The organism is Streptomyces sp. NPDC127097, assembly GCF_042724075.1.
GTDB lineage: Bacteria > Actinomycetota > Actinomycetes > Streptomycetales > Streptomycetaceae > Streptomyces.
Genome location: NZ_JBHXFI010000041.1, coordinates 40,065 through 59,328, shown reverse-complemented (window position 1 = coordinate 59,328; position 19,264 = coordinate 40,065). Strand labels below are relative to the sequence as shown.

Sequence of the window (19,264 nt, the reverse complement as noted above, 5' to 3'; positions counted from 1 at the left end):
TACGGGGCCTCGTGCCGTGCCGAAGGGGCCGGCACCTGGACGGGCTCAGCCCTTGCGGGTCTTGACCTCGTCGGTGAGGGCCGGGACGACGTCGAAGAGGTCGCCGACCACGCCGTAGTCGACCAGGTCGAAGATGGGGGCCTCTTCGTCCTTGTTGATGGCGACGATCGTCTTCGAGGTCTGCATACCGGCGCGGTGCTGGATCGCACCGGAGATGCCCGCCGCGATGTACAGCTGCGGCGAGACCGACTTACCGGTCTGGCCGACCTGGTTGGTGTGCGGGTACCAGCCGGCGTCCACGGCGGCACGCGAGGCGCCGACGGCCGCACCGAGCGAGTCGGCGAGCGCCTCGATGACCGGGAAGTTCTCGGCGCCGTTGACGCCACGGCCACCGGAGACCACGATCGCGGCCTCGGTCAGCTCCGGGCGGCCGGTCGACTCACGCGGCGTGCGCGAGACGATCTTGGTGCCCTTGGAGGAGTCGGCGACGGTCACCGCGAGCTGCTCGACCGTGCCGGCGGCCGGCGCGGCCTCCGGGGCGGCGGAGTTGGGCTTGACGGTGATGACCGGGGTGCCCTTGGTGATGCGGGACTTGGTGGTGTACGAGGCCGCGAAGACGGACTGCGTGGCCACCGGGCCCTCGTCGCCGGCCTCCAGGTCGACGGCGTCGGTGATGATGCCGGAGCCGATGCGGACCGCGAGGCGGGCACCGATCTCCTTGCCCTCCGCGGAGGACGGCAGCAGCACGGCGGCCGGGGAGACCGCGTCGTAGGCGGCCTGGAGCGCGTCGACCTTGGGGGCGACGAGGTACTCCGCGAACTCCGGGGCGTCGGCGGCCAGGACCTTCACCGCGCCGTGCTCGGCGAGGACCTTGGCGGCCTCGTCGGCGTGCGGGCCGAGGTGCACCGCTACCGGCTCACCGATGCGGCGGGCGAGGGTGAGCAGTTCGAGGGTGGGCTTGCGGACGGCGCCGTCCACGTGGTCGACGTAGACAAGAACTTCAGCCATGGGATTGCTCTCCTGCGGGAAGAATGAGGGCGGTGGAAAGGACTACGCGGCTCAGATGAACTTCTGGCCCGCGAGGAACTCGGCGAGCTGCTTGCCGCCCTCGCCCTCGTCCTTGACGATCGTGCCCGCCGTACGGGCCGGACGCTCGGCGGCGTCCTCGACCTTGGTCCAGGCGCCCTCGAGGCCGACCTCGTCCGCCTCGATCTCCAGGTCCTCCAGGTCCAGGGACTCCACCGGCTTCTTCTTGGCGGCCATGATGCCCTTGAAGGAGGGGTAACGCGCCTCGCCCGACTGGTCGGTGACGGACACAACCGCCGGCAGCGCGGCCTCCAGCTGCTCGCTGGCGGTGTCGCCGTCCCGGCGGCCGGTGACCTTGCCGTCCGCGACGGAAACCTCGGAGAGCTGGGTGACCTGAGGGATGTTCAGGCGCTCGGCGAGCAGCGCGGGCAGCACACCCATCGTGCCGTCGGTGGAGGCCATACCGCAGACGACGAGGTCGTAGCCGGTCTTCTCGATGGCCTTGGCGAGTACGAGGGAGGTGCCGAGCGCGTCGGTGCCGTGCAGGTCGTCGTCCTCGACGTGGACGGCCTTGTCGGCGCCCATCGACAGCGCCTTGCGCAGCGCGTCGTTGGCGTCCTCGGGACCGACGGTGAGGACCGTGATCTCCGCGTCGTCGGCCGCTTCCTTGATCTGGAGGGCCTGCTCGACGGCGTACTCGTCGAGCTCCGAGAGCAGACCGTCCACGTCGTCACGGTCGACGGTCAGGTCCTCGGCGAAGTGCCGGTCGCCGGTGGCGTCGGGCACGTACTTCACACAGACAACGATCCTCAAGCTCACGCCGACTCTCCTACCTGCTTCGTCTCTTCAGAACTGCCTTGTGCTGGCAGCATAGGCGCCTGTTGGGGCGGCTCCCGGTCGGATCCGGTTCCCCACGCCGACCGTCATATTACTCGCCAGTACATCCAGTCTCGTGCCCCGAAGCAAGGCCGTCGAAATGTGACCTTGCCAACGGCCCGGAACGGCGGAAGAGGAAGCCCCGCGGGAACCCGCGCGTGTCGGGTTCCGGCGACGGGCCGTCAGTCGCGCAGCGCGTTGAAACGGCCCTGGTGATACAGGAGCGGACGGCCGGGCCCGGCCGGGTCACCGACGACGGGCTGAGCGATCACGAGGCAGTGGTCGCCGGCCGGCACCCGCGCCTCGACCCTGCACACCAGCCAGGCGAGGACGCCGTCCAGGAGGGGCACGCCCTCGGGGCCGGTGCGCCAGGAGGTGGCGGGGCCGAAGCGGTCGGCACCACTGCGCGCGAAGGTGGCGGCCAGCTCCTGCTGATGCTCGCCGAGTATGTGGACGCCGATGTGCTCGGCCGCCGAGACGGCCGGCCAGCTGGAGGAGCCGGTACCCACACCGAACGAGAGCAGCGGCGGATCGGCGGCGACCGAGGTGAGGGAGGTGGCGGTGAAGCCCGCGGGGCGGGAGCCGGGCGCGGTGATCACCGCGACGCCGGCGGCGTGCTGCCGGAAGACCGAGCGCAGGAGTTCGGGAGAGGCGGTCTGAGGCGTGCCGAGGCCGGGCAGGGCCGTCATGGAGTTGTCCTTCTGCTGTCGAGTACGAGCCCGGGCGGAGCCGCCGACGGCCGGGCGGCGGTCGGCGGCGCTGGTGTCGTCGCTGCTCACATGGCCGGACAGCGGGCGCTGGCAGTCCGCAGAAGGTCGACGTGGGCGCGTCCGTGGAGAAGGGGTCCTGGCCACATCACGTCAGAGTGACGATTCGTGACCCACAGCGTCAAGGGGAGCCCGTCATCTGGGAGATCAATCACGGACGGCCGCGCCGAGGGCCGCGATCACATCCGCCTTCCGGGGCTGTCCGGAGGCGCGCCGCACGACCGCGCCGTCCGCGTCGAGCACCAGCACCGTCGGGGTGCGCAGCACATCGAGCCGCCGTACGAGCGCCAGATGGTCCTCCGCGTCGATCTCGACATGGGCCACGCCGTCGACCATGCCGGCGACCTCGGTGAGGGTGCGCCGGGTGGCCCGGCAGGGCTGGCAGAAGGCGCTGGAGAACTGAAGCAGGGTGGCCCGCTCCCCCAGCGCCGCCCCGATCTCGGCGGCGCCCAGCCGCGCCGTCCCGTCCCGTTCCCGCACCGTCAGCCTCCCCTTCGCGGCGTGGGTGCCACCCGCCGAAGACACTCGCCTGCCGCGAGCGCCGCGAGGGCACACCATGCGTCCCGTCATCGACGGATGCAGCATCCATGAGACCGCAAAGATTCCCGGCGGCGTACTCGGACCGGGGCGCGGGAGGTACCTTCTGCTGCGGAGAACGGCCGGCTGGACGGCCGCCACGTGACAAGAATCTCCCGGTCGGGACGGCCGGCGCGCTGGCCGCCACGGCCGACATCGGGCACGATCTCCCGAAAGCCGCAGTTACGACTGCGTAGGTTTCCGCCGGGAGAACCCTCCCCAGGCGTGGAAAAGGGGTCCTCCGGACAATGGCAGAGCTCGTCTATCCGCCGGTGATCGGCGCCGCCCGCACGCTCTTCAAGGCGCTCGATCTGAAATTCGACATCGCCGGGACGGATCACATTCCGCGCCGCGGCGGGGCGGTGCTGGTGAGCAATCACATCGGGTACCTGGACTTCGTCTTCGCCGGGCTGACGGCGCGGCCGGCCAAGCGGCTGGTGCGCTTCATGGCGAAGGAGTCGGTCTTCCGGCACAAGGTGTCGGGACCGCTGATGCGCGCGATGAAGCACATCCCCGTGGACCGCGGCCAGGGCATGCACGCCTACAAGCACGCGCTGACCGCACTGCGTTCGGGGGAAATCATCGGGGTCTTCCCCGAGGCGACGATCTCCGAGAGCTTCACCCTGAAGAACTTCAAGTCGGGTGCGGCGCGGCTGGCCCAGGAGGCCGGGGTGCCGCTGCTGCCGGTGGCGCTGTGGGGCACCCAGCGGCTGTGGACCAAGGGCCACAAGCGCGATCTGGGCCGTAACCACTTCCCGATAACGATCCGGGTGGGCGAGCCGATGGCGGCCGACCCGGGCGAGCAGGCCGAGAAGATCACCGACCGGCTGCGGACCCGGGTGCAGGATCTGCTGGAGGCGGCCCAGCGCGCCTACCCCGTGCGCCCCAAGGGCCCCGAGGACACCTGGTGGATCCCGGCCCATCTGGGCGGCACCGCCCCCGCGGCGCCCGGCAGCCTCGCGTAACGGCCCCGGCGGCCGGCCGCGACGTCACCTGACCGGCCACGCCGTCACCGGACCGGCCGCGGTCCCGTCCGCCGGCCGGTCCGCACGGCCCGGGTCACGGGGTCCAGATCTCACCGATCTCGATCCGGGCGTCCGGGCAGGCCCGGTGCAGCGCCTCGGCCAGCTCCGCGCCCGCGGCCGCCAGCTCGTCGAGCGTCATGGGAGCCATCCGCTCCAGCAGGAAGAGGGCGCTGACCGAGTCCTCGGTGAGACGGGTACGCACGCCCTGCCGCCAGTTCCAGCGGCGGCAGGTGACGCCCGCGTCATCGCACCAGACCACCTCGCCCGCATCGGGGTGCTCGATGACCTCGGCGCCCCCGGCTGCGGTCACGAACGGCTCGTCGCCGGTGGCCCGTACGAGCCGCATACCGCCCTGGATACGGTCCAGGTCCTCGCCGCCCACGGGGATGAGATGGGCGACGCTGATGGCGTTGTAGAGGTCGACGAGGCGGTTGATGCGCGGCAGGCCGCCGTCCGCGAGCGCGCGCTTGGCCAGTGCCTCGGCGGAGTTGCGGGTGCGGGAGGGCTTGCTGCCGAAGGCGGTGTACGCGGCGCGCCAGGCGGCGATGTGCGGATCGTCCTGCGGGGCACGCCCGTCGAGGCGCGCGGTCAGCCTGCGGGTGGCGTCGTCCAGGAGCGCCGCGCCGGCCTCGTCGCTGGGCCCGTTGGTCAGGCCGTGGGCTTCCACGGCGAGACAGCCGAAGCCGGGCGCCAGGGCGCGCACCTCGTCGGAGACATGCAGGGCGCGGGTGAGGTCGGAGACCTGCGGAGAGCTGGGCATCAGGGCCGTTCCTCAGAGATCGGTGGGGAGCGTCTGCCAGAGGTGAGGCCGGTCGACGGCCTCCCGGAGGCATTGGAGCACGGCCGGGTGCGGTTCAGCAAATAGCACCGGATAGTCCACTTCATTGAACTCCGGTCGTACGGTGAAGGCGAGCTGCTCGCGGTCGAGGCGGAACTGCGCGTCGACACCGGGCTTGTTCCCCCGAGGGTCCTGCCGCACCCAGCGGTCCTCGCCGGGCATCCGGACGGCCACCAGACCGTGGACGACCTCGAATTTCTGGTAGCACAGCGCGGTGGGGATGCCCTCCGCCCGCAGCAGGGCCGCGAGGGCGTGCGCCTTGGCGTAACAGATGCCGGTGCGCTGCGCGAGGACGTCCGAGGCGCGCCAGGTGACCCTCCCCCAGCCTTCGGCCGGGGGGACCCCCATCTCGCTGCGCTCGTCACCGGCGTCCTGGCTGTGCGGAATGGTGTCCCGGACGAAGTCGAAGGCGGCCTTGGCGTATGCGTATGCATCGGGGGCGTCGGCGGAGAGGGTCGCCGCGATGGCCCGGACGCGTGGGTGTTCGTGGTCGATGACCTCGTCAGCGGCCAAGTAGGCAGAGATTTCCGGGGCGTTCTGGATCAGCTCCATGCCCGGGGAGCGTAGCGATGCGCCCGGCCGAGAGTCAATGACTTTTCTGCCGGGCGCATAGCTATGCAGGGGTGGCTAGCGGCCCATCTCCTCGCGGAGTGCGGCGAGGAAGCCGTCGACGTCCTCCACCGCGGTGTCGAAGGCGCACATCCAGCGCACGACACCGTCCGCCTCGTCCCAGAAGTAGAAGCGGTAGCGCTTCTGGAGCCGCTCGCTGACATCGTGCGGCAACCGGGCGAACACCCCGTTGGACTGCACGGGGTAGAGGATCTCCACCCCGCCGATCTCCCGCACCCCGGCCGCCAGCCGCTGCGCCATGGTGTTGGCGTGCCGGGCATTGCGCAGCCACAGGTCCTTGGCCAGCAGCGCCTCCAACTGGACGGAGACGAAGCGCATCTTGGAGGCCAGCTGCATGGACAGCTTCCGCAGATGCTTCATCGCCCGCACCCGGTCGGGGTTGAGCACGACCACGGCCTCACCGAAGACCGCACCGTTCTTCGTGCCGCCGAAGGAGAGGATGTCGACGCCCACGGCGTTGGTGAAGGCCCGCATCGGGACATCCAGCGTGGCCGCGGCGTTGGCTATCCGCGAACCGTCCAGATGCACCACCATGCCGCGCTCATGGGCGTGTTCGCAGATCGCCCGGATCTCGTCGGGCGTGTAGACCGTGCCGAGCTCGGTGCTCTGGGCGATCGAGACGACCTGCGGCATGGCCCGGTGCTCGTCGTCCCAGCCGTACGCCTGGCGGTCGATCAGCTCGGGGGTGAGCTTGCCGTCCTCGGTCGGCACGGTCAGCAGCTTGAGCCCGCCGACCCGCTCGGGCGCACCGCACTCATCGACGTGGATGTGCGCGGACTCGGCGGCGATCACCGCGCCCCAGCGGTCGGTCACGGCCTGGAGGGCGACGACATTGGCACCGGTGCCGTTGAACACCGGGAACGCCTCGGCGCGCTGCCCGAAGTGGCTGCGGAAGACCCGCTGGAGGTGCGCGGTGTACTCGTCCTCGCCATAGGCGACCTGATGGCCGCCGTTGGCAAGGGCGAGCGCGGCGAGCACCTCGGGATGCGCGCCCGCGTAGTTGTCGCTGGCGAAGCCGCGTATCTCGGGATCGTGGTGCCGCCGGGCGTCGGTCTTCGCTCCGGTCACGGCTCGGGGGTCAGCCACAGACGCTGTCCATTCACTTCCTGGGCGGGCCGGCTCCAGACTCCGGCGATGGCCTCGGCCAGCTCCGTGACGTCCGTGAAGCCCGCGAACTTCGCGTTCGGTCGCTCGGCGCGCATCTGGTCGTTGACGAGCGCCTTCACGATCAGGATGGCAGCAGCGGCGCGGGGCCCCTGCTCACCCCCCGCCTTGCGGAAGCCGTCCGCCATGGCCAGCGTCCAGGCTTCGGCTGCGGCCTTGGAGGCGGCATAGGCGGCGTTGCCCCCGGTGGGCTTGCTGGCGCCGGCCGCGCTGGTGAGGAGAAAACGGCCGTTGCCGCTGCGCTCCAGGGCCTCGTAGAAGGCGAGGGAGGTGTGCTGGACGGTGCGGATCAGCAGCTTGTGCAGCACGTCCCAGTCGGTCAGGTCGGTCTCCGCGAAGGTCGACGAGCCGCGCCAGCCGCCGACCAGGTGCACCAGGCCGTCGATCCGGCCGAATTCCTTCTCCGTACGGGCCGCCCATTCACGGGCCTGGTCCAGGTCGAGGAGGTCGACGGTGTCCCCTATCACCGTGGCGCCGCCGTGGGCGTAGCGCGCCGCGTCCACGGCCTCCGCCAGCCGCTCGGGGTTCGAGTCCGAGCCGATCACCACCGCACCCGCTTCGGCCAGCCGCAGCAGGGTCGCGCGGCCGGCCGGCCCGGCCGCGCCCGCCACCGCGATGACCGCACCCTCCAGCGGCCCCTGGCCGCCCGTCGAAGTAACCATCTTCGTCGCCTCCTCGTCCTGCTGCTGGACGGCCTTCGGCCGGGTGTTCCGCTCGGTCCTCATGCCGCCGCCAATGCGTCACTGTGGGCCGTGATGCCCTTGGTAGAGGCGATCACAGCACGCAGCTTCTTGGCGAGCGCTTCGTAGAACATGCTCAGCGGGAATTCGTCGGGGAGCACGTCGTCCACGAGTTTGCGCGGCGGCTGGTCCAGGTCGAGGGCGTCGGGTCCCTTGGCCCAGACCGAGCCCGGGTGCGGGGCGAGGTAGGTCGAGACGAGGTCGTACGCAGCGAACCAGTGGACCAGCTTGGGCCGGTCGATGCCGTCGCGATAGAGCTTTTCGATCTCGCCGCACAGCTGGTTGGTGACCTTGGGCGCCCGCTCCCAGTCGATGTGCAGTGTGTTGTCCGTCCAGCGTACGACGTCGTGCTTGTGCAGGTACGCGAAGAGCAGCTGGCCGCCCAGGCCGTCGTAGTTGCGGACCCGGTCGCCGGTGACCGGGAAGCGGAACATCCGGTCGAAGATCACTGCGAACTGCACATCACGCGCCTGGGCGTACCCCTCGGCCTCCAGCTTCACGGCCTCCTTGAAGGCGGTGAGGTCGCAGCGCAGCTCCTCCAGGCCGTACATCCAGAACGGCTGGCGCTGCTTGATCATGAACGGGTCGAACGGCAGGTCACCGTGGCTGTGGGTGCGGTCGTGCACCATGTCCCACAGGACGAACGCCTCCTGGCAGCGCTCCTGGTCGCCGAGCATCTCGCGGATGTCCTCGGGGAGTTCGACGCCGAGCGTCTCGATGGCGGCCTCGCTGACCCGGCGGAAGCGGGCGGCCTCGCGGTCGCAGAAGATCCCGCCCCAGGTGAACCGCTCGGGGGCCTCGCGCACGGCGATGGTCTCCGGGAAGAGCACGGCGGAGTTGGTGTCGTAGCCGGCCGTGAAGTCCTCGAAGGCGATACCGCAGAAGAGGGGGTTGTCGTAGCGGGTGCGCTCCAGCTCGGCGAGCCAGTCCGGCCAGACCATGCGCAGGACGACGGCCTCGAAGTTGCGGTCCGGGTTGCCGTTCTGGGTGTACATGGGGAACAGCACCAGGTGCTGAAGGCCGTCGGCGCGCTGCTGGGCGGGCTGGAAGGCGAGCAGCGAGTCCAGGAAGTCCGGCACGTCGAAGCCGCTGTCGGCCCAGCGGCGCAGGTCGGCGACGAGCGCCTGGTGGTAGGCGGCGTCGTGCGGCAGCAGCGGGGCGAGCTCGCCGACGGCCGCTATGACGCGGTCGACCTCGGCGCGCACGGCGTCGGCGCTCGGCGCGCCCGCCGCCGCCAGGTCGACCGAACCGTCCTTGGACTGCCAGGGGCGGATGGTCTCGACCGCGTCCTTGAGCACGGACCACGCCGGGTGCGCGACCACACTCTCTGCGGTCGTGGTGGCCTCCTGGACACCCACAGGCGAAAGAATTTCCGTCATGACTGCCCTCCGGCGGTAGATCGTGTTGTCAGCCCACGGTAACCAGCCGAGGATCGCCGTCTCAAGTGGGGTCGGTGAAAATCTTTCTGCCGACACCCGTCGATCACGCCGATTTTTCCTGTGCGTGACGCATTAGGCGACACTTCCTGGGTATGAGGGCAAGGGTTTCAGCGCTTCTTCCAGGGGCTGTTGACGGGCGAACGGCCCCTTCGCGCCTCCTGGAGGGGCGCGGTCCGGCCGCCGGAACATCTACTGTCCGTAGCCGTATGGCATATGACACACCCCGCTCCCCGGCGCCGCGGCGGCCGGGCCCGTCAGCGCGGCGGGGACTCGCCCACGCGAGGGTGAGGGGGTCTGGAAGCGGATATGGCGGGTACCCGTACTGGACACACCGTGGCCGGTCCGGCACCCCTTTTTCCGCCGTACCGTCCCGTTAGGCTGAGCGCCATTTCGTTACGCCGCTGCCGACGGCCGACACCGGGACCGGGCCGGCAGCGGCACCGAGCCGACAGAAGCGAGGCAGCCTTGTCCTTTCTCACCATCGGACACCGCGGGATGATGGGCGTCGAGCCGGAGAACACCCTGCGCTCCTTCGTGCGCGCCGAGCAGGAGGGCCTCGATGTCATCGAGCTCGACCTGCATCTGAGCAAGGACGGCTCGCTCGTGGTGATGCACGACGCGGACGTGGACCGGACCACCGACGGCGCCGGTCCGATCGCCGAGCGCACCCTCGCCGAACTGCGGGAACTCGATGCCGGGCGGGGCGAGCGGATCCCCGTCTTCGAGGAGGTCGTGGCGGCGGTCAAGGCGCCGCTCCAGGCCGAGATCAAGGATGTGGCGGCCGCGCAGGCGCTGGCCGAGGTGCTGCGCTCACGCGATCTGGTCGGCCGGGTCGATGTGATCTCCTTCCACGACGAGGCGCTGGCCGCGATCCGGACCCTGCTGCCCGGCGTCCGTACCGCGCTGGTCGGCAGCCGCTACGGCGCCGATGTCGTCGACCGGGCGCTGGCCGTGGGCGCGACGATGCTCTCGCTGAACATCCGCCGGCTGACCCTGGAACTGGTCGAGCGGGCGCATGCCGCACAGCTGAAGGTCGTGGCCTGGACGGTCAACACCCACGACCAGCTCCGCCTCGCCCGCGGGCTCGGTCTGGACGGCGTGGTGACCGACCTGCCGGAGATCCGGCGGGCGGTCCGCTTCACGGCGTAAGACGGCGGGCGCGGCGCCCCGGCCGGGCGGGGCGCACCGCGTCCCGCGGGCCCCGCCCCGGCATACGAAGAAATCCGCAGTTCACAGCCGTGCAATGTGCTTCCAGCATGCGGATGTTTTCGCCGGTGATCTCGACAGATCACCTCGCGCACTGCCACGCTCCCGCCATGCGCCTCGCCAACCGCCCTCTCCGCCTTGCCGCTTGCGCCACCGTCGCGCTGCTCACCGCGGCCGTCGGCTGTGCCCCGCAGGACGCGTCCCCCGGTGGCCCGGGGGCCGCCGGGCCGGGCAAGCAGGGCTGCGCCCGCGGCCAACTGCCCACCGTGGCCCACGGGACGCTCACGGTCGGCACCGACAAGCCCGCGTACGCGCCGTGGTTCCACGACGACGACCCGGCCAACGGGAAGGGCTTCGAATCCGCGGTCGCGTACGCCGTCGCCCGGCAGCTGGGCTACGACAAGGGCGCGGTGCACTGGCAGACCGTGCCGTTCAACAACGCCTTCGCGCCCGGTGCGAAGAAGTTCGACTTCGACATCAACCAGATCTCCATCAGCGCCACGCGCAAGCGGGCCGTCGCCTTCTCCTCCGGCTACTACGGCGTACGGCAGGCGGTGATCGCGCTCAAGGGCTCCAAGGCGGCGCGCGCCAAGAGCATCGCCGAGCTGCGGCGGGTCAAGCTCGGTGCGCAGGTCGGCAGCACCAGCCTGGACGTCCTCCAGGACACCGTCCGGCCCACCCAGCAGCCGGCCGTCTTCCAGAAGAACGACCTGGCCAAGTCCGCGCTGAAGAACGGCCAGGTCGACGCGATCCTCACCGATCTGCCGACGGCCTTCTACATCACCTCGGCGGAGGTCGAGGACGCCGAGGTGGTCGGGCAGTTCGCGGCCACCGGTGCCGCCGACGAGCAGTTCGGGCTGGTCCTGGACAAGGAGAGCCGGATCACCGGGTGTGTGACGGCCGCGGTGGACACCCTGCGGAAGAACGGCACCCTGGCCCGGCTGGAGAAGAAGTGGCTGACCGACGCCGTTTCGGTTCCGGTGCTCAAGTGACGTACGGAGACGGTGTGTTGAAGACCCGTACGGCACAGGAGACGGCCGACGACGGGTATGTGCCCTCGGCGCGGCGGATCGAGCGGGAGCGGTTCCGGCGGGCCAGGGCCCGGCGGGCGACCGCCGTCGCCGCGCTGAGCACCCTGGTCACCGGCGCGGTCCTCTTCCTGGTCATCACCCGCTCGCCCGGCTGGCCGCGTACCCGCGAGACGTTCTTCAGCATGGAGTACGCGCGGATGGCGCTGCCGAAGGTGCTGGACGGACTGCTGCTGAATCTGCGGCTGCTGGTGGTGTGCGGGGCGGCGGTGCTGGTGCTCGGGCTGCTGCTGGCGGTGGCCCGGACGCTGCGCGGCCCGGTGTTCTTCCCGCTGCGCGCGCTCGCCGCCGCGTACACCGACTTCTTCCGCGGACTGCCGCTGATCATCTGTCTGCTGATGGTGGTCTTCGGGGTGCCGGCGCTGCGGCTGCAAGGCGTGACCACCGATCCGGTGCTGCTCGGCGGGTCCGCGCTGGTGCTGACGTACTCGGCCTATGTCGCCGAGGTCTTCCGGGCCGGCATCGAATCCGTGCACCCCTCGCAGCGGGCCGCGGCCCGGTCGCTGGGGCTCTCCGGCGGACAGGCACTGCGCTTCGTGGTGCTGCCGCAGGCGGTGCGGCGGGTGGTGCCGCCGCTGCTGAACGATCTGGTCTCGCTCCAGAAGGACACCGGTCTGGTGTCCATCGCGGGCGCGGTGGACGCGGTCTACGCGGCGCAGATCATCGCCGGCAAGGACTTCAACTTCACGCCGTATGTCGTGGCCGGGCTCGTCTTCGTCGCGCTGACCATCCCGATGACCCGCTGCACGGACTGGATCACGGCTCGCATGGACCGCAGGCGCGCCCAGGGAGGGCTGGTATGAGCACGACGGACGACGCCCCGCGGCCCGCCGCGGAGACCGCCGGCCCGGCCGCGCCCGGCGAGGGGCCGGTGCTGCGGCTGGAGTCCGTGCGCAAGACCTACGGCCGCGGCACGGTCGTGCTGCGGGATGTGGATCTGGAGGTCCCGCCGCACACCGTGACCGCGCTGATCGGCGCCTCCGGCTCGGGCAAGTCCACCCTGCTGCGCTGCGCGAACCTGCTGGAGGAGATCGACGACGGCGCGATCTTCCTGGACGGCGAGGAGATCACCGACCCACGGGCCGACGTGGACGCGGTCCGCCGCCGGATCGGCGTGGTCTTCCAGGCGTACAACCTCTTCCCGCACATGACCGTGCTGGACAACATCACGCTGGCGCCCCGCCGGGTGCACGGGGTGCCGCGCGCCGAGGCCGAGGAGCGGGCCCGTGAGCTGCTGGAACGGCTCGGGCTCGGCGGGCGGGCCGGGGAGTACCCGGACCGGCTCAGCGGCGGCCAGCAGCAGCGGGTCGCGATCGTCCGCGCGCTGGCCGGGCGGCCCCGGCTGCTGCTGCTCGACGAGATCACGGCGGCGCTCGACCCGGAGCTGGTCGGCGAGGTGCTGGAGGTCGTCCGCGAGCTCAAGACGGAAGGCATGACCATGGTCATCGCCACCCATGAGATGGGCTTCGCGCGGGAGGTCGCCGACCAGGTGTGCTTCCTGGACGGCGGGGTGGTGCTGGAGCGCGGCACCTCCGAGCAGATCTTCGGCGCTCCGCGGCACGACCGCACCCGGCGGTTCCTGCAACGGATCATCCAGGCGGGGCGGCTGTGAGCCGGGGGCCGGCCGGGAGGTGTCTCCTCGTCCAGGACTCGGGCGGCCTGGCTAAGGGCTGTCCCGTAATCCCTGGTGGATCAGCGCACGACGTCAGATGCGGTGCATCGCAAGGCGGAGGGATATCCGGATACTGGGTGTATCCGGATGTTCCGACAACGCGGCGTGGGGGCACCTCCCAGCGTTAGCTGGGGGAGTGCCGTAGCTGTCGTCGTGCGCCCGCCAGGGGTTACGGGACAGCCCTTAGGAATCGGGCGGCTTGGGGATGACGTCGCGCAGGCGGTCGAGGAAAGCCCGGGCCGCGGGGCTCGAAGGACCGCCGGCCTGCCAGGCGAGCGCGATGCGGGCCCGCATCTCGGGCCGGACGATCGGCAGCGTGCGAAGCGGTCCGTCAAAAGGGGTCTCGTCCTCACCGGCGGGGAGTACGGCGATGCCCAGGCCCCGCGCGGCAAGCTGCGAGAGCACATGTGGGGCGGCCGCCTCGAAGGCCACCCGGGGCCGGAACCCCGCCTGCGCACAGCCGCGTTCGAGCGCCGCGCGCACCCCGGTGCCGCGCGGCAGGCAGATCAGTGGCCGGTCGCGCAGCTCGGCGAGCGGGACGTGCGTACCGTCGGCGCGGTCGAGCAGCGGATCACCGGGCGCGACGGCGGCGACCAGCGGGACGTCGATCACCGTCTGGAAGGCCGCTCCGGGCGGGGGCGCCTCCTCCGCCGTGCCGAGGACGGCGATGTCGAGCTCGCCGGCCAGGAGCGCGGCCTGCATCCGCTCCGTGGTGTCCTCGGTGAGTGCCACCTCCACCGAGGGGTGGGCGTCGTGGAAGTCCGCGAGTAAAGCGGCGATGTCGAAGGCGTGGCCGGTGGCGCCGGAGACCAGCCCGAGCGTGACCCGGCCGCGCAGCAGCCCGGTGTACGCATCGACCGTCTGCCGCACCGACTCCGCCGCGGCCAGTGCGGCGCGGGCGTACGGCAGGACCGCCCGGCCCACCTCGGTCAGCGTCACCGACCGGCCGGAGCGGTCGAGCAGGGGCTGCCCCACCTCCTTCTCCAGCTGGCGGATCTGGGCGCTGAGGCCGGGCTGGGCCAGATGCAGCCGGGCGGCGGCCCGGGTGAAACCGCCCTCCTCGACGACACAGACGAAGTAGCGGAGCCGGCGAAGTTCCATAAGCGCTGATTCTAGATCGCGGCAGAACTATCTACTGGCCTTATCGCTCTGCCGGCCACAGCATGAACCCATGCGTATCCGCCTCCTCCTGGGCCTGTCCCTGCTCTCGACTGGCAACCCGTCAAGGAGACACGTCCTGGCCGAGCGGCTTGACCAGGAGCTCGAATTCCAGGTCGGGGCGCTGGGGGATGCCGAACCGCTCGTCGCCGTACGGGAACGGGGTGCGCTCCCCGGTGCGCCGGTAGCCGCGGCGCTCGTACCAGGCGATCAGCTCGGTGCGCTGGCGGATGACCGTCATCCGCATCTCCCGGGCGCCCCAGATGTCCTGCGCGGTCCGCTCCGCCTCCGCGATGATCACCTTGCCGAGGCCGCCGCCCTGGAGCTCCGGGCGCACCGCGAACATCCCGAAGTACGCATGGTCCCCGCGGTGTTCGAGCTGGCAGCAGGCGATCAGCACGCCGTCCCGCTCGGCGATCAGCAGCCGGCCGGTCTCGTTGCGCACCACGGCGGTGACGCCCGCCGGGTCGGTGCGCTGCCCCTCCAGCAGGTCCGCCTCCGTGGTCCAGCCGCTGCGGCTGGTGTCCCCGCGGTAGGCCGACTCGATGAGGTCGACGAGCCCGGGGACATCGGCGTCGAGGGCGGTGCGGAAGGTCGGCTCGCTGGTCGGCATGGTGCGCGGAGTCCTCTCGGGCGGGCGGGTGGTGTCCTGGAGGCTAACAACTGGCAGGTGTGCGATGTCAGGGCCGATTGTCCCGGTCTTCCGGCGGCGGGTGCCCGGCCGCGCGGGGCGGGCGGCGTAGGGTCCGGGCATGGTGCATGTACTGAGCAGCAGGGTGCTGTTGCGGCCGGCCGACCCCGAGCGGTCGCGGGCGTTCTACGGCGAGGCGCTGGGGCTGGAGATCTACCGGGAATTCGGTACCGGCTCCGAGCGCGGCACGGTCTACTTCCTCGGCGGCGGCTTCCTGGAGGTGTCCGGCCGGGCCGCCGGGCCGCCCACGGAGACCCTCAAGCTGTGGCTCCAGGTGGCGGACGCGGCGGCGGCGCACCAGGAGCTGCTGGCGCACGGGGTGGAGGTGCTGCGCGCGCCCGTGCAGGAGCCATGGGGGCTGATCGAGATGTGGATCGCCGACCCGGACGGCCACCGCCTCGTGCTGACCGAGGTCCCGGCGGATCATCCGCTGCGCTATCGGCCCTGAGGCCGTTTTTGCGCCCGGCGGCACTCCACCACCGCGCTCCCCCTTTGCGCCCGTGCGCTCCCGTGTGCCGGACGCCCGGCGGGCATCCTGCCCCCGATGCGTACGGGTACGAGGGGAGGTGCTCCGTGCACGGACCGGTGTGGGTCGGCTGGCTGCTGGTGCTGCTGGGGGCCGCCGCCGGTGCGTACTGCCTGGTGCGGGCGCGCAGCGGACCGGCCGCGCAGCGGGGCGAGGCGCGCGGTGAGGGGCTGATGGCGCTGGGGATGGCGGCGATGGCCTGGCCGGTGGCACCGCCGTCGTGGTCCCCGTGGCTGTTCACCGCGGTTTTCGGGGCGGCGGGCCTGTGGGCACTGGCGCACCGCCATCTGCATCATGCGGTGGGCGCGCTGGCCATGGCGTACATGGCGCTCGCGATGGTCGCCCCGGCGTCCCAACAGGCGGGCCACACAGGGCAGATGGGCCAGATGGCGCAGATGGGCCAGGCGGGCGGGACGGGCCCGGTGGCGCACTCGGTGCCGGGCGGTGTGCCGTTGCTGACGGGGCTGTTGCTCGTCTACTTCACGGGGTATGTCCTCGCGGCCGGGGTGCGGCTGGTGCCGGCGGCGGGCGCGGGGGCTGGTAAGGGGACGGCTGGCGGGGCGGCGGGGGTGGCGGGCGCCGGGGTGCTGCCGGCCTGCCGGGTGGCGATGGGGATCGGCATGCTGGCGATGCTGCTGGCGCTGTGAGCTGCGGCGATGCGCTGCCGCCCGGTTCGGCGCGGGGCGTGCGCCCGTTGACCGTTCACACCTGTTGCCGGGGTGGTATGCATCACTTCCGTCGCGCGGCCGTACCAACGGGTAGTCGTGCGCTCATAGGGTGACGGCATGATGGTCCCTCTCGCGCTGATGATGCTCGGCGTGCTGGCCGCGGCAATGGCGCCACGGCTGATGGCCCGTTCCGACTGGCCCGACCGTGAGCCGGTGCTCGCCCTGTGGGTGTGGCAGTGCGTGGTGGCCGGTGTTCTGCTGTGCTGTCTGCTCGCGATGTCGCTGAGCGGGGCCGCCGCCTGGGAAGCCGTCCGCAGCCCGGTGTTCGGGCTCGCCCCGCGGGTCGTCGTCGAGGCGTACGCGCTCCAGACGCACGGGCCCTGGGCCGGGGTGCTGGCGCTGCTCCTGGCGGGCGGCGGCGCCTGGACGGCCGTCGCACTGACGCGCGAGGTACGGGCGGTACGCGCCCGTCGGCGGCAGCGGCGGGCCGAGCTGCTGCGCCGCGCGCCGTTGTTGCCCGGCGAGGAGCCTTCCGGGGAGCGTCTGGTCGTCCTGGAGGGGGACCGCCCGGAAGCCTGGTGGCTGTCCCACGCCTCGCCCCAACTGGTCATCACCACCTCGGCGTTGCGTCGGCTGAAGGGGCGTCAGCTCGATGCGCTGATCGCCCATGAGCAGGGTCATGCGCGGGCCCGGCACGACCTCCTGCTGTACTGCGCCTCGGCGCTGGCCGCCGGTTTTCCGCAGGTCCCGGTCTTCGCCGCGTTCCGCGACCAGGTGCACCGGCTGGTCGAGCTGGCCGCCGACGATGTGGCCTCGCGCCGCTTCGGCCGCCGGACGATCGCCCTGGCCCTGGTCGAACTCAACGAGGACCGCGGGGTGTTCGGCCCCTGCCCCGCCCAGCTCGCCCAGGTACCGGAGCGGGTGGACCGGCTGCTGGCCCCCGCGCCCCGCTTCACCCCCGGCCGCCGGCTGCGGATGACGGCGGTGGCGGCGCTGGTACCGGCGATTCCGCTGCTGGTGACCTTCATTCCCGGGCTGAGGGCTTTGACCTGACGTCTGGCCGGTGCCGGTGGCCGATGGCTCATGGTCGATGGCTCATGGCCGGTGGCGGTGGCCGGGGCCCGATGGCGGTGGCCGGTGGCCGGGCCCCGATGCCGTTGGCCGGTGGGTCGGCGTGGCTCCGGGCGCCGGGTATCGGCGAAGATCGGGGTATGCCACCGACGCCGCGACCCACCGAACGGTCGTCCGCCGTGGACGACGACCGCCGTCCCGCCCCCGCCTCGCGTGTTCCGGCCCTCCTGTGCGCCGTTCTCTGCGCGCTCGTCTTCGGTCTGCTGCTGACCCTGGTCGCCCTGCGGTGGGAACCCTTGATGGCGGTGGACCGGGCGCTGGCCGGTGCGCTGCACCGGACGGCCGTCGCGGCGCCCGGCTGGACCCGCCTCAACCGGGTGCTCAGCGACTGGCTGTGGGACCCCTGGATGATGCGCGTGGTGCTGGTGGCGGCGGTCGTGCTGCTCGTACGGCGGGGTGAACGGCTGCTCGGCGGCTGGGTGGCGGCCACCGCGCTCGTCGGGACGGGGCTACAGCAGGTGCTGAAGGCGGCGGTCGGCCGGGCCCGCCCGGTCTGGCCGGACCCGGTGGACGCGGCGCACTACGCGGCGTTCCCGTCGGGGCACGCGATGTCCGCCCTGATCGCGGGCGCGCTGGTGCTGTGGTCGCTGTGCCGGTGCGGGGCCCGTTCGCTGTGGCGGTGGACGGCCGGGGCGGTGGCCGTGGTCTCGGTGGTCGGCGTCGGCTTCACCCGGGTCTATCTGGGCGTGCACTGGCTGTCGGATGTCGTCGGGGGCTGGCTGCTGGGCGGGGCACTGGTGGCCGCGGCGGCAGCGGCGTACACCGGATATGCGCACCGCCCGGAGGGGAACGGCGCCGCGCGGTGGGCAGGATGGCGGTCATGACGACGATCAAAGGTGTGCTCTTCGACTTCTCCGGAACCCTGCTGCGGATCGAACCCGCCGAGTCCTGGTTGCGGGCGGCGCTGGCCGCGTGCGGTACGGCCATGACCGACGCCGAGATCGCCCGCCGGGCGGCCGCGCTGGAACGGGCCGGTGCGCTGCCCGGCGCTTCCTCGCCCGTCGAGATCCCCGCCGCGCTGGCCGACTTGTGGGAGATCCGCGACCGCGACGCCCGCGACCACCGCGCGGTGTACACCGGACTGGCCCGCCAAGTACCGCTGCCCGACGCCGAGTTGTACGACGCGCTCTACGACCGCCATATGACGGCGGCGGCCTGGCAGCCGTACCCCGACGCCGCCGAGGTACTGGCGGAACTGCACCGCCGCGGCGCCCGGACCGGCGTGGTGAGCAACATCGGCTGGGATCTGCGACCGGTGCTCCGCGGCCATGGCCTGGACCGCTATCTGGACACCTGTGTGCTGTCCTACGAGCACGGCATCCAGAAGCCCGATCCGCAGCTCTTCGCCCTGGCCTGCCGGGAGTTGGGGCTGGATCCGTCCGCCGTCCTGATGGTGGGCGACGACCGCAGAGCGGACGGCGGCGCCACGGCGCTGGGCTGCTCGTTCCTGCCGGTGGAGCATCTGCCGGTGGACCGGCGCCCGGACGGGCTGCGGCCGGTGCTGGATCTCGTGGGCTGAGCGCCGGGCGGGCCGGGGCGCGGGGTCAGCCGGTGGACCGCAGTGACAGCCATTCCTGGAGCTCGACGAGGTTCCCGTCGGGGTCCTTGAGGTGGGCGACCCGCATCCGGTCCGTCATCGGCGCCGGGCCGTGCGCGAGGACGGCGCCGCGGCCGGTCAGTTCCGCGCAGTAGGCGTCGAGGTCATCGACCCGGAGGACGACCAGCGACCGGTAGCCGTCCGGCGCGCCCGCCAGCTCGCCGAGGACCCGGGCCATCTGGGCGCGCTCCTGGAGCGCGATGCCCGCGGTGCCGTCGTCGCAGGTGAACTTGGCGTACGGCCCGTCCGGGGCCGGGAACTGCGGGGTGAGCCCCAGGGTGTCCTGGTAGAAGCGGTAACAGCCGTGGAAGTCCGAGACCAGCAGGCGGACTTGGGCGAGTTCCATCGATTACCCCCGTGCGGAAAGTGCGGACCCTGCACGGTGACGTTACCCCTCCCCTGGCCGCCGCCGGAGACGGCACCGCCCCGGCCGGTGCGATACCGGC

At 71.8% G+C, this 19,264-nt stretch carries 22 protein-coding genes; 10 read left to right on the top strand and 12 right to left on the bottom strand.

Annotated elements, in window-relative coordinates; translation table 11 throughout:
• Window positions 1-45: 45 nt before the first annotated feature.
• The 4 genes from ACFWJW_RS26710 to ACFWJW_RS26695 all read right to left on the bottom strand — a co-directional run bounded on the left by ACFWJW_RS26710 (window position 46) and on the right by ACFWJW_RS26695 (window position 3,239).
• Window positions 46-1,008, bottom strand: a complete 963-nt coding sequence (locus ACFWJW_RS26710; RefSeq protein ID WP_387246158.1) for an electron transfer flavoprotein subunit alpha/FixB family protein — start codon at window positions 1,006-1,008, stop codon at window positions 46-48.
• A gap of 51 nt (window positions 1,009-1,059) precedes the next feature.
• A complete protein-coding gene (locus tag ACFWJW_RS26705; protein ID WP_026169262.1) occupies window positions 1,060-1,845 on the bottom strand; it encodes an electron transfer flavoprotein subunit beta/FixA family protein in 786 nt (261 codons plus the stop codon).
• A 239-nt stretch (window positions 1,846-2,084) separates the two neighbouring features.
• Entirely contained in the window at window positions 2,085-2,591 is a 507-nt protein-coding gene (locus ACFWJW_RS26700; protein WP_387246188.1) for a flavin reductase family protein, read from the bottom strand.
• 225 nt (window positions 2,592-2,816) lie between these two features.
• The gene (locus ACFWJW_RS26695; protein ID WP_387246156.1) at window positions 2,817-3,239 is read right to left on the bottom strand and encodes a TlpA family protein disulfide reductase; all 423 of its coding nucleotides are present in this window, start codon (window positions 3,237-3,239) and stop codon (window positions 2,817-2,819) included.
• A 254-nt stretch (window positions 3,240-3,493) separates the two neighbouring features.
• Between ACFWJW_RS26695 and ACFWJW_RS26690 the strand changes: the two genes are divergently transcribed.
• Window positions 3,494-4,210, top strand: coding sequence for a lysophospholipid acyltransferase family protein (locus ACFWJW_RS26690; RefSeq protein ID WP_387246154.1), 717 nt, complete (start codon window positions 3,494-3,496; stop codon window positions 4,208-4,210).
• Window positions 4,211-4,304: 94 nt separating this feature from the next.
• On the opposite strand, the gene ACFWJW_RS26685 is transcribed toward ACFWJW_RS26690, so the two are convergent.
• The 5 genes from ACFWJW_RS26685 to ACFWJW_RS26665 all read right to left on the bottom strand — a co-directional run bounded on the left by ACFWJW_RS26685 (window position 4,305) and on the right by ACFWJW_RS26665 (window position 9,021).
• Window positions 4,305-5,030 carry a B3/4 domain-containing protein gene (locus ACFWJW_RS26685; protein ID WP_387246152.1) on the bottom strand — a complete coding sequence of 242 codons (726 nt, stop codon included), beginning with the start codon at window positions 5,028-5,030 and terminating at the stop codon, window positions 4,305-4,307.
• Between the two features lie 12 nt (window positions 5,031-5,042).
• A complete protein-coding gene (locus ACFWJW_RS26680; RefSeq protein ID WP_387246150.1) occupies window positions 5,043-5,660 on the bottom strand; it encodes a transglutaminase domain-containing protein in 618 nt (205 codons plus the stop codon).
• 75 nt (window positions 5,661-5,735) lie between these two features.
• The gene (locus ACFWJW_RS26675) at window positions 5,736-6,824 is read right to left on the bottom strand and encodes a threonine aldolase family protein (protein WP_387246148.1); all 1,089 of its coding nucleotides are present in this window, start codon (window positions 6,822-6,824) and stop codon (window positions 5,736-5,738) included.
• On the bottom strand, window positions 6,803-7,564 hold the full coding sequence (locus ACFWJW_RS26670; protein ID WP_387246186.1) for an SDR family NAD(P)-dependent oxidoreductase: 762 nt from the start codon (window positions 7,562-7,564) through the stop codon (window positions 6,803-6,805). The genes ACFWJW_RS26675 and ACFWJW_RS26670 overlap by 22 nt, the downstream gene beginning before the upstream one ends.
• Before the next feature lie 59 nt (window positions 7,565-7,623).
• Window positions 7,624-9,021 carry a DUF6421 family protein gene (locus tag ACFWJW_RS26665; protein ID WP_387246146.1) on the bottom strand — a complete coding sequence of 466 codons (1,398 nt, stop codon included), beginning with the start codon at window positions 9,019-9,021 and terminating at the stop codon, window positions 7,624-7,626.
• A gap of 525 nt (window positions 9,022-9,546) precedes the next feature.
• On the opposite strand from ACFWJW_RS26665, the gene ACFWJW_RS26660 reads away from it, so the two are divergent.
• From ACFWJW_RS26660 to ACFWJW_RS26645, 4 genes are all read left to right on the top strand, one after another.
• A complete protein-coding gene (locus tag ACFWJW_RS26660) occupies window positions 9,547-10,230 on the top strand; it encodes a glycerophosphodiester phosphodiesterase (RefSeq protein WP_387246144.1) in 684 nt (227 codons plus the stop codon).
• 167 nt (window positions 10,231-10,397) lie between these two features.
• Entirely contained in the window at window positions 10,398-11,279 is an 882-nt protein-coding gene (locus ACFWJW_RS26655) for an ABC transporter substrate-binding protein (protein ID WP_387246184.1), read from the top strand.
• A 14-nt stretch (window positions 11,280-11,293) separates the two neighbouring features.
• Complete coding sequence (locus ACFWJW_RS26650) at window positions 11,294-12,178, top strand: amino acid ABC transporter permease (RefSeq protein WP_387246142.1); 885 nt, start codon at window positions 11,294-11,296, stop codon at window positions 12,176-12,178.
• Window positions 12,175-12,987, top strand: a complete 813-nt coding sequence (locus tag ACFWJW_RS26645; RefSeq protein ID WP_387246140.1) for an amino acid ABC transporter ATP-binding protein — start codon at window positions 12,175-12,177, stop codon at window positions 12,985-12,987. Before ACFWJW_RS26650 ends, ACFWJW_RS26645 begins: the two co-directional genes overlap by 4 nt.
• A gap of 243 nt (window positions 12,988-13,230) precedes the next feature.
• On the opposite strand, the gene ACFWJW_RS26640 is transcribed toward ACFWJW_RS26645, so the two are convergent.
• Entirely contained in the window at window positions 13,231-14,148 is a 918-nt protein-coding gene (locus tag ACFWJW_RS26640; protein WP_387246138.1) for a LysR family transcriptional regulator, read from the bottom strand.
• A 121-nt stretch (window positions 14,149-14,269) separates the two neighbouring features.
• Window positions 14,270-14,818 carry a GNAT family N-acetyltransferase gene (locus ACFWJW_RS26635; protein ID WP_387246135.1) on the bottom strand — a complete coding sequence of 183 codons (549 nt, stop codon included), beginning with the start codon at window positions 14,816-14,818 and terminating at the stop codon, window positions 14,270-14,272.
• Between the two features lie 139 nt (window positions 14,819-14,957).
• Here ACFWJW_RS26635 and ACFWJW_RS26630 point away from each other — a divergent pair, with 139 nt between their 5' ends.
• The 5 genes from ACFWJW_RS26630 (at window position 14,958) to ACFWJW_RS26610 (ending at window position 18,740) form a co-directional block, all read left to right on the top strand.
• Entirely contained in the window at window positions 14,958-15,344 is a 387-nt protein-coding gene (locus ACFWJW_RS26630) for a VOC family protein (RefSeq protein WP_387246133.1), read from the top strand.
• 125 nt (window positions 15,345-15,469) lie between these two features.
• Complete coding sequence (locus ACFWJW_RS26625; protein ID WP_387246131.1) at window positions 15,470-16,069, top strand: DUF5134 domain-containing protein; 600 nt, start codon at window positions 15,470-15,472, stop codon at window positions 16,067-16,069.
• Between the two features lie 138 nt (window positions 16,070-16,207).
• Window positions 16,208-17,143 (top strand): M56 family metallopeptidase, encoded by a 936-nt coding sequence (locus ACFWJW_RS26620; RefSeq protein ID WP_387246129.1) that lies wholly within the window; start codon window positions 16,208-16,210, stop codon window positions 17,141-17,143.
• Between the two features lie 158 nt (window positions 17,144-17,301).
• Window positions 17,302-18,045 carry a phosphatase PAP2 family protein gene (locus ACFWJW_RS26615; RefSeq protein ID WP_387246127.1) on the top strand — a complete coding sequence of 248 codons (744 nt, stop codon included), beginning with the start codon at window positions 17,302-17,304 and terminating at the stop codon, window positions 18,043-18,045.
• Window positions 18,042-18,740 carry an HAD family hydrolase gene (locus tag ACFWJW_RS26610; protein WP_387246126.1) on the top strand — a complete coding sequence of 233 codons (699 nt, stop codon included), beginning with the start codon at window positions 18,042-18,044 and terminating at the stop codon, window positions 18,738-18,740. Before ACFWJW_RS26615 ends, ACFWJW_RS26610 begins: the two co-directional genes overlap by 4 nt.
• 25 nt (window positions 18,741-18,765) lie before the next feature.
• On the opposite strand, the gene ACFWJW_RS26605 is transcribed toward ACFWJW_RS26610, so the two are convergent.
• On the bottom strand, window positions 18,766-19,164 hold the full coding sequence (locus tag ACFWJW_RS26605; protein WP_387246125.1) for a VOC family protein: 399 nt from the start codon (window positions 19,162-19,164) through the stop codon (window positions 18,766-18,768).
• Window positions 19,165-19,264: the final 100 nt, after the last annotated feature.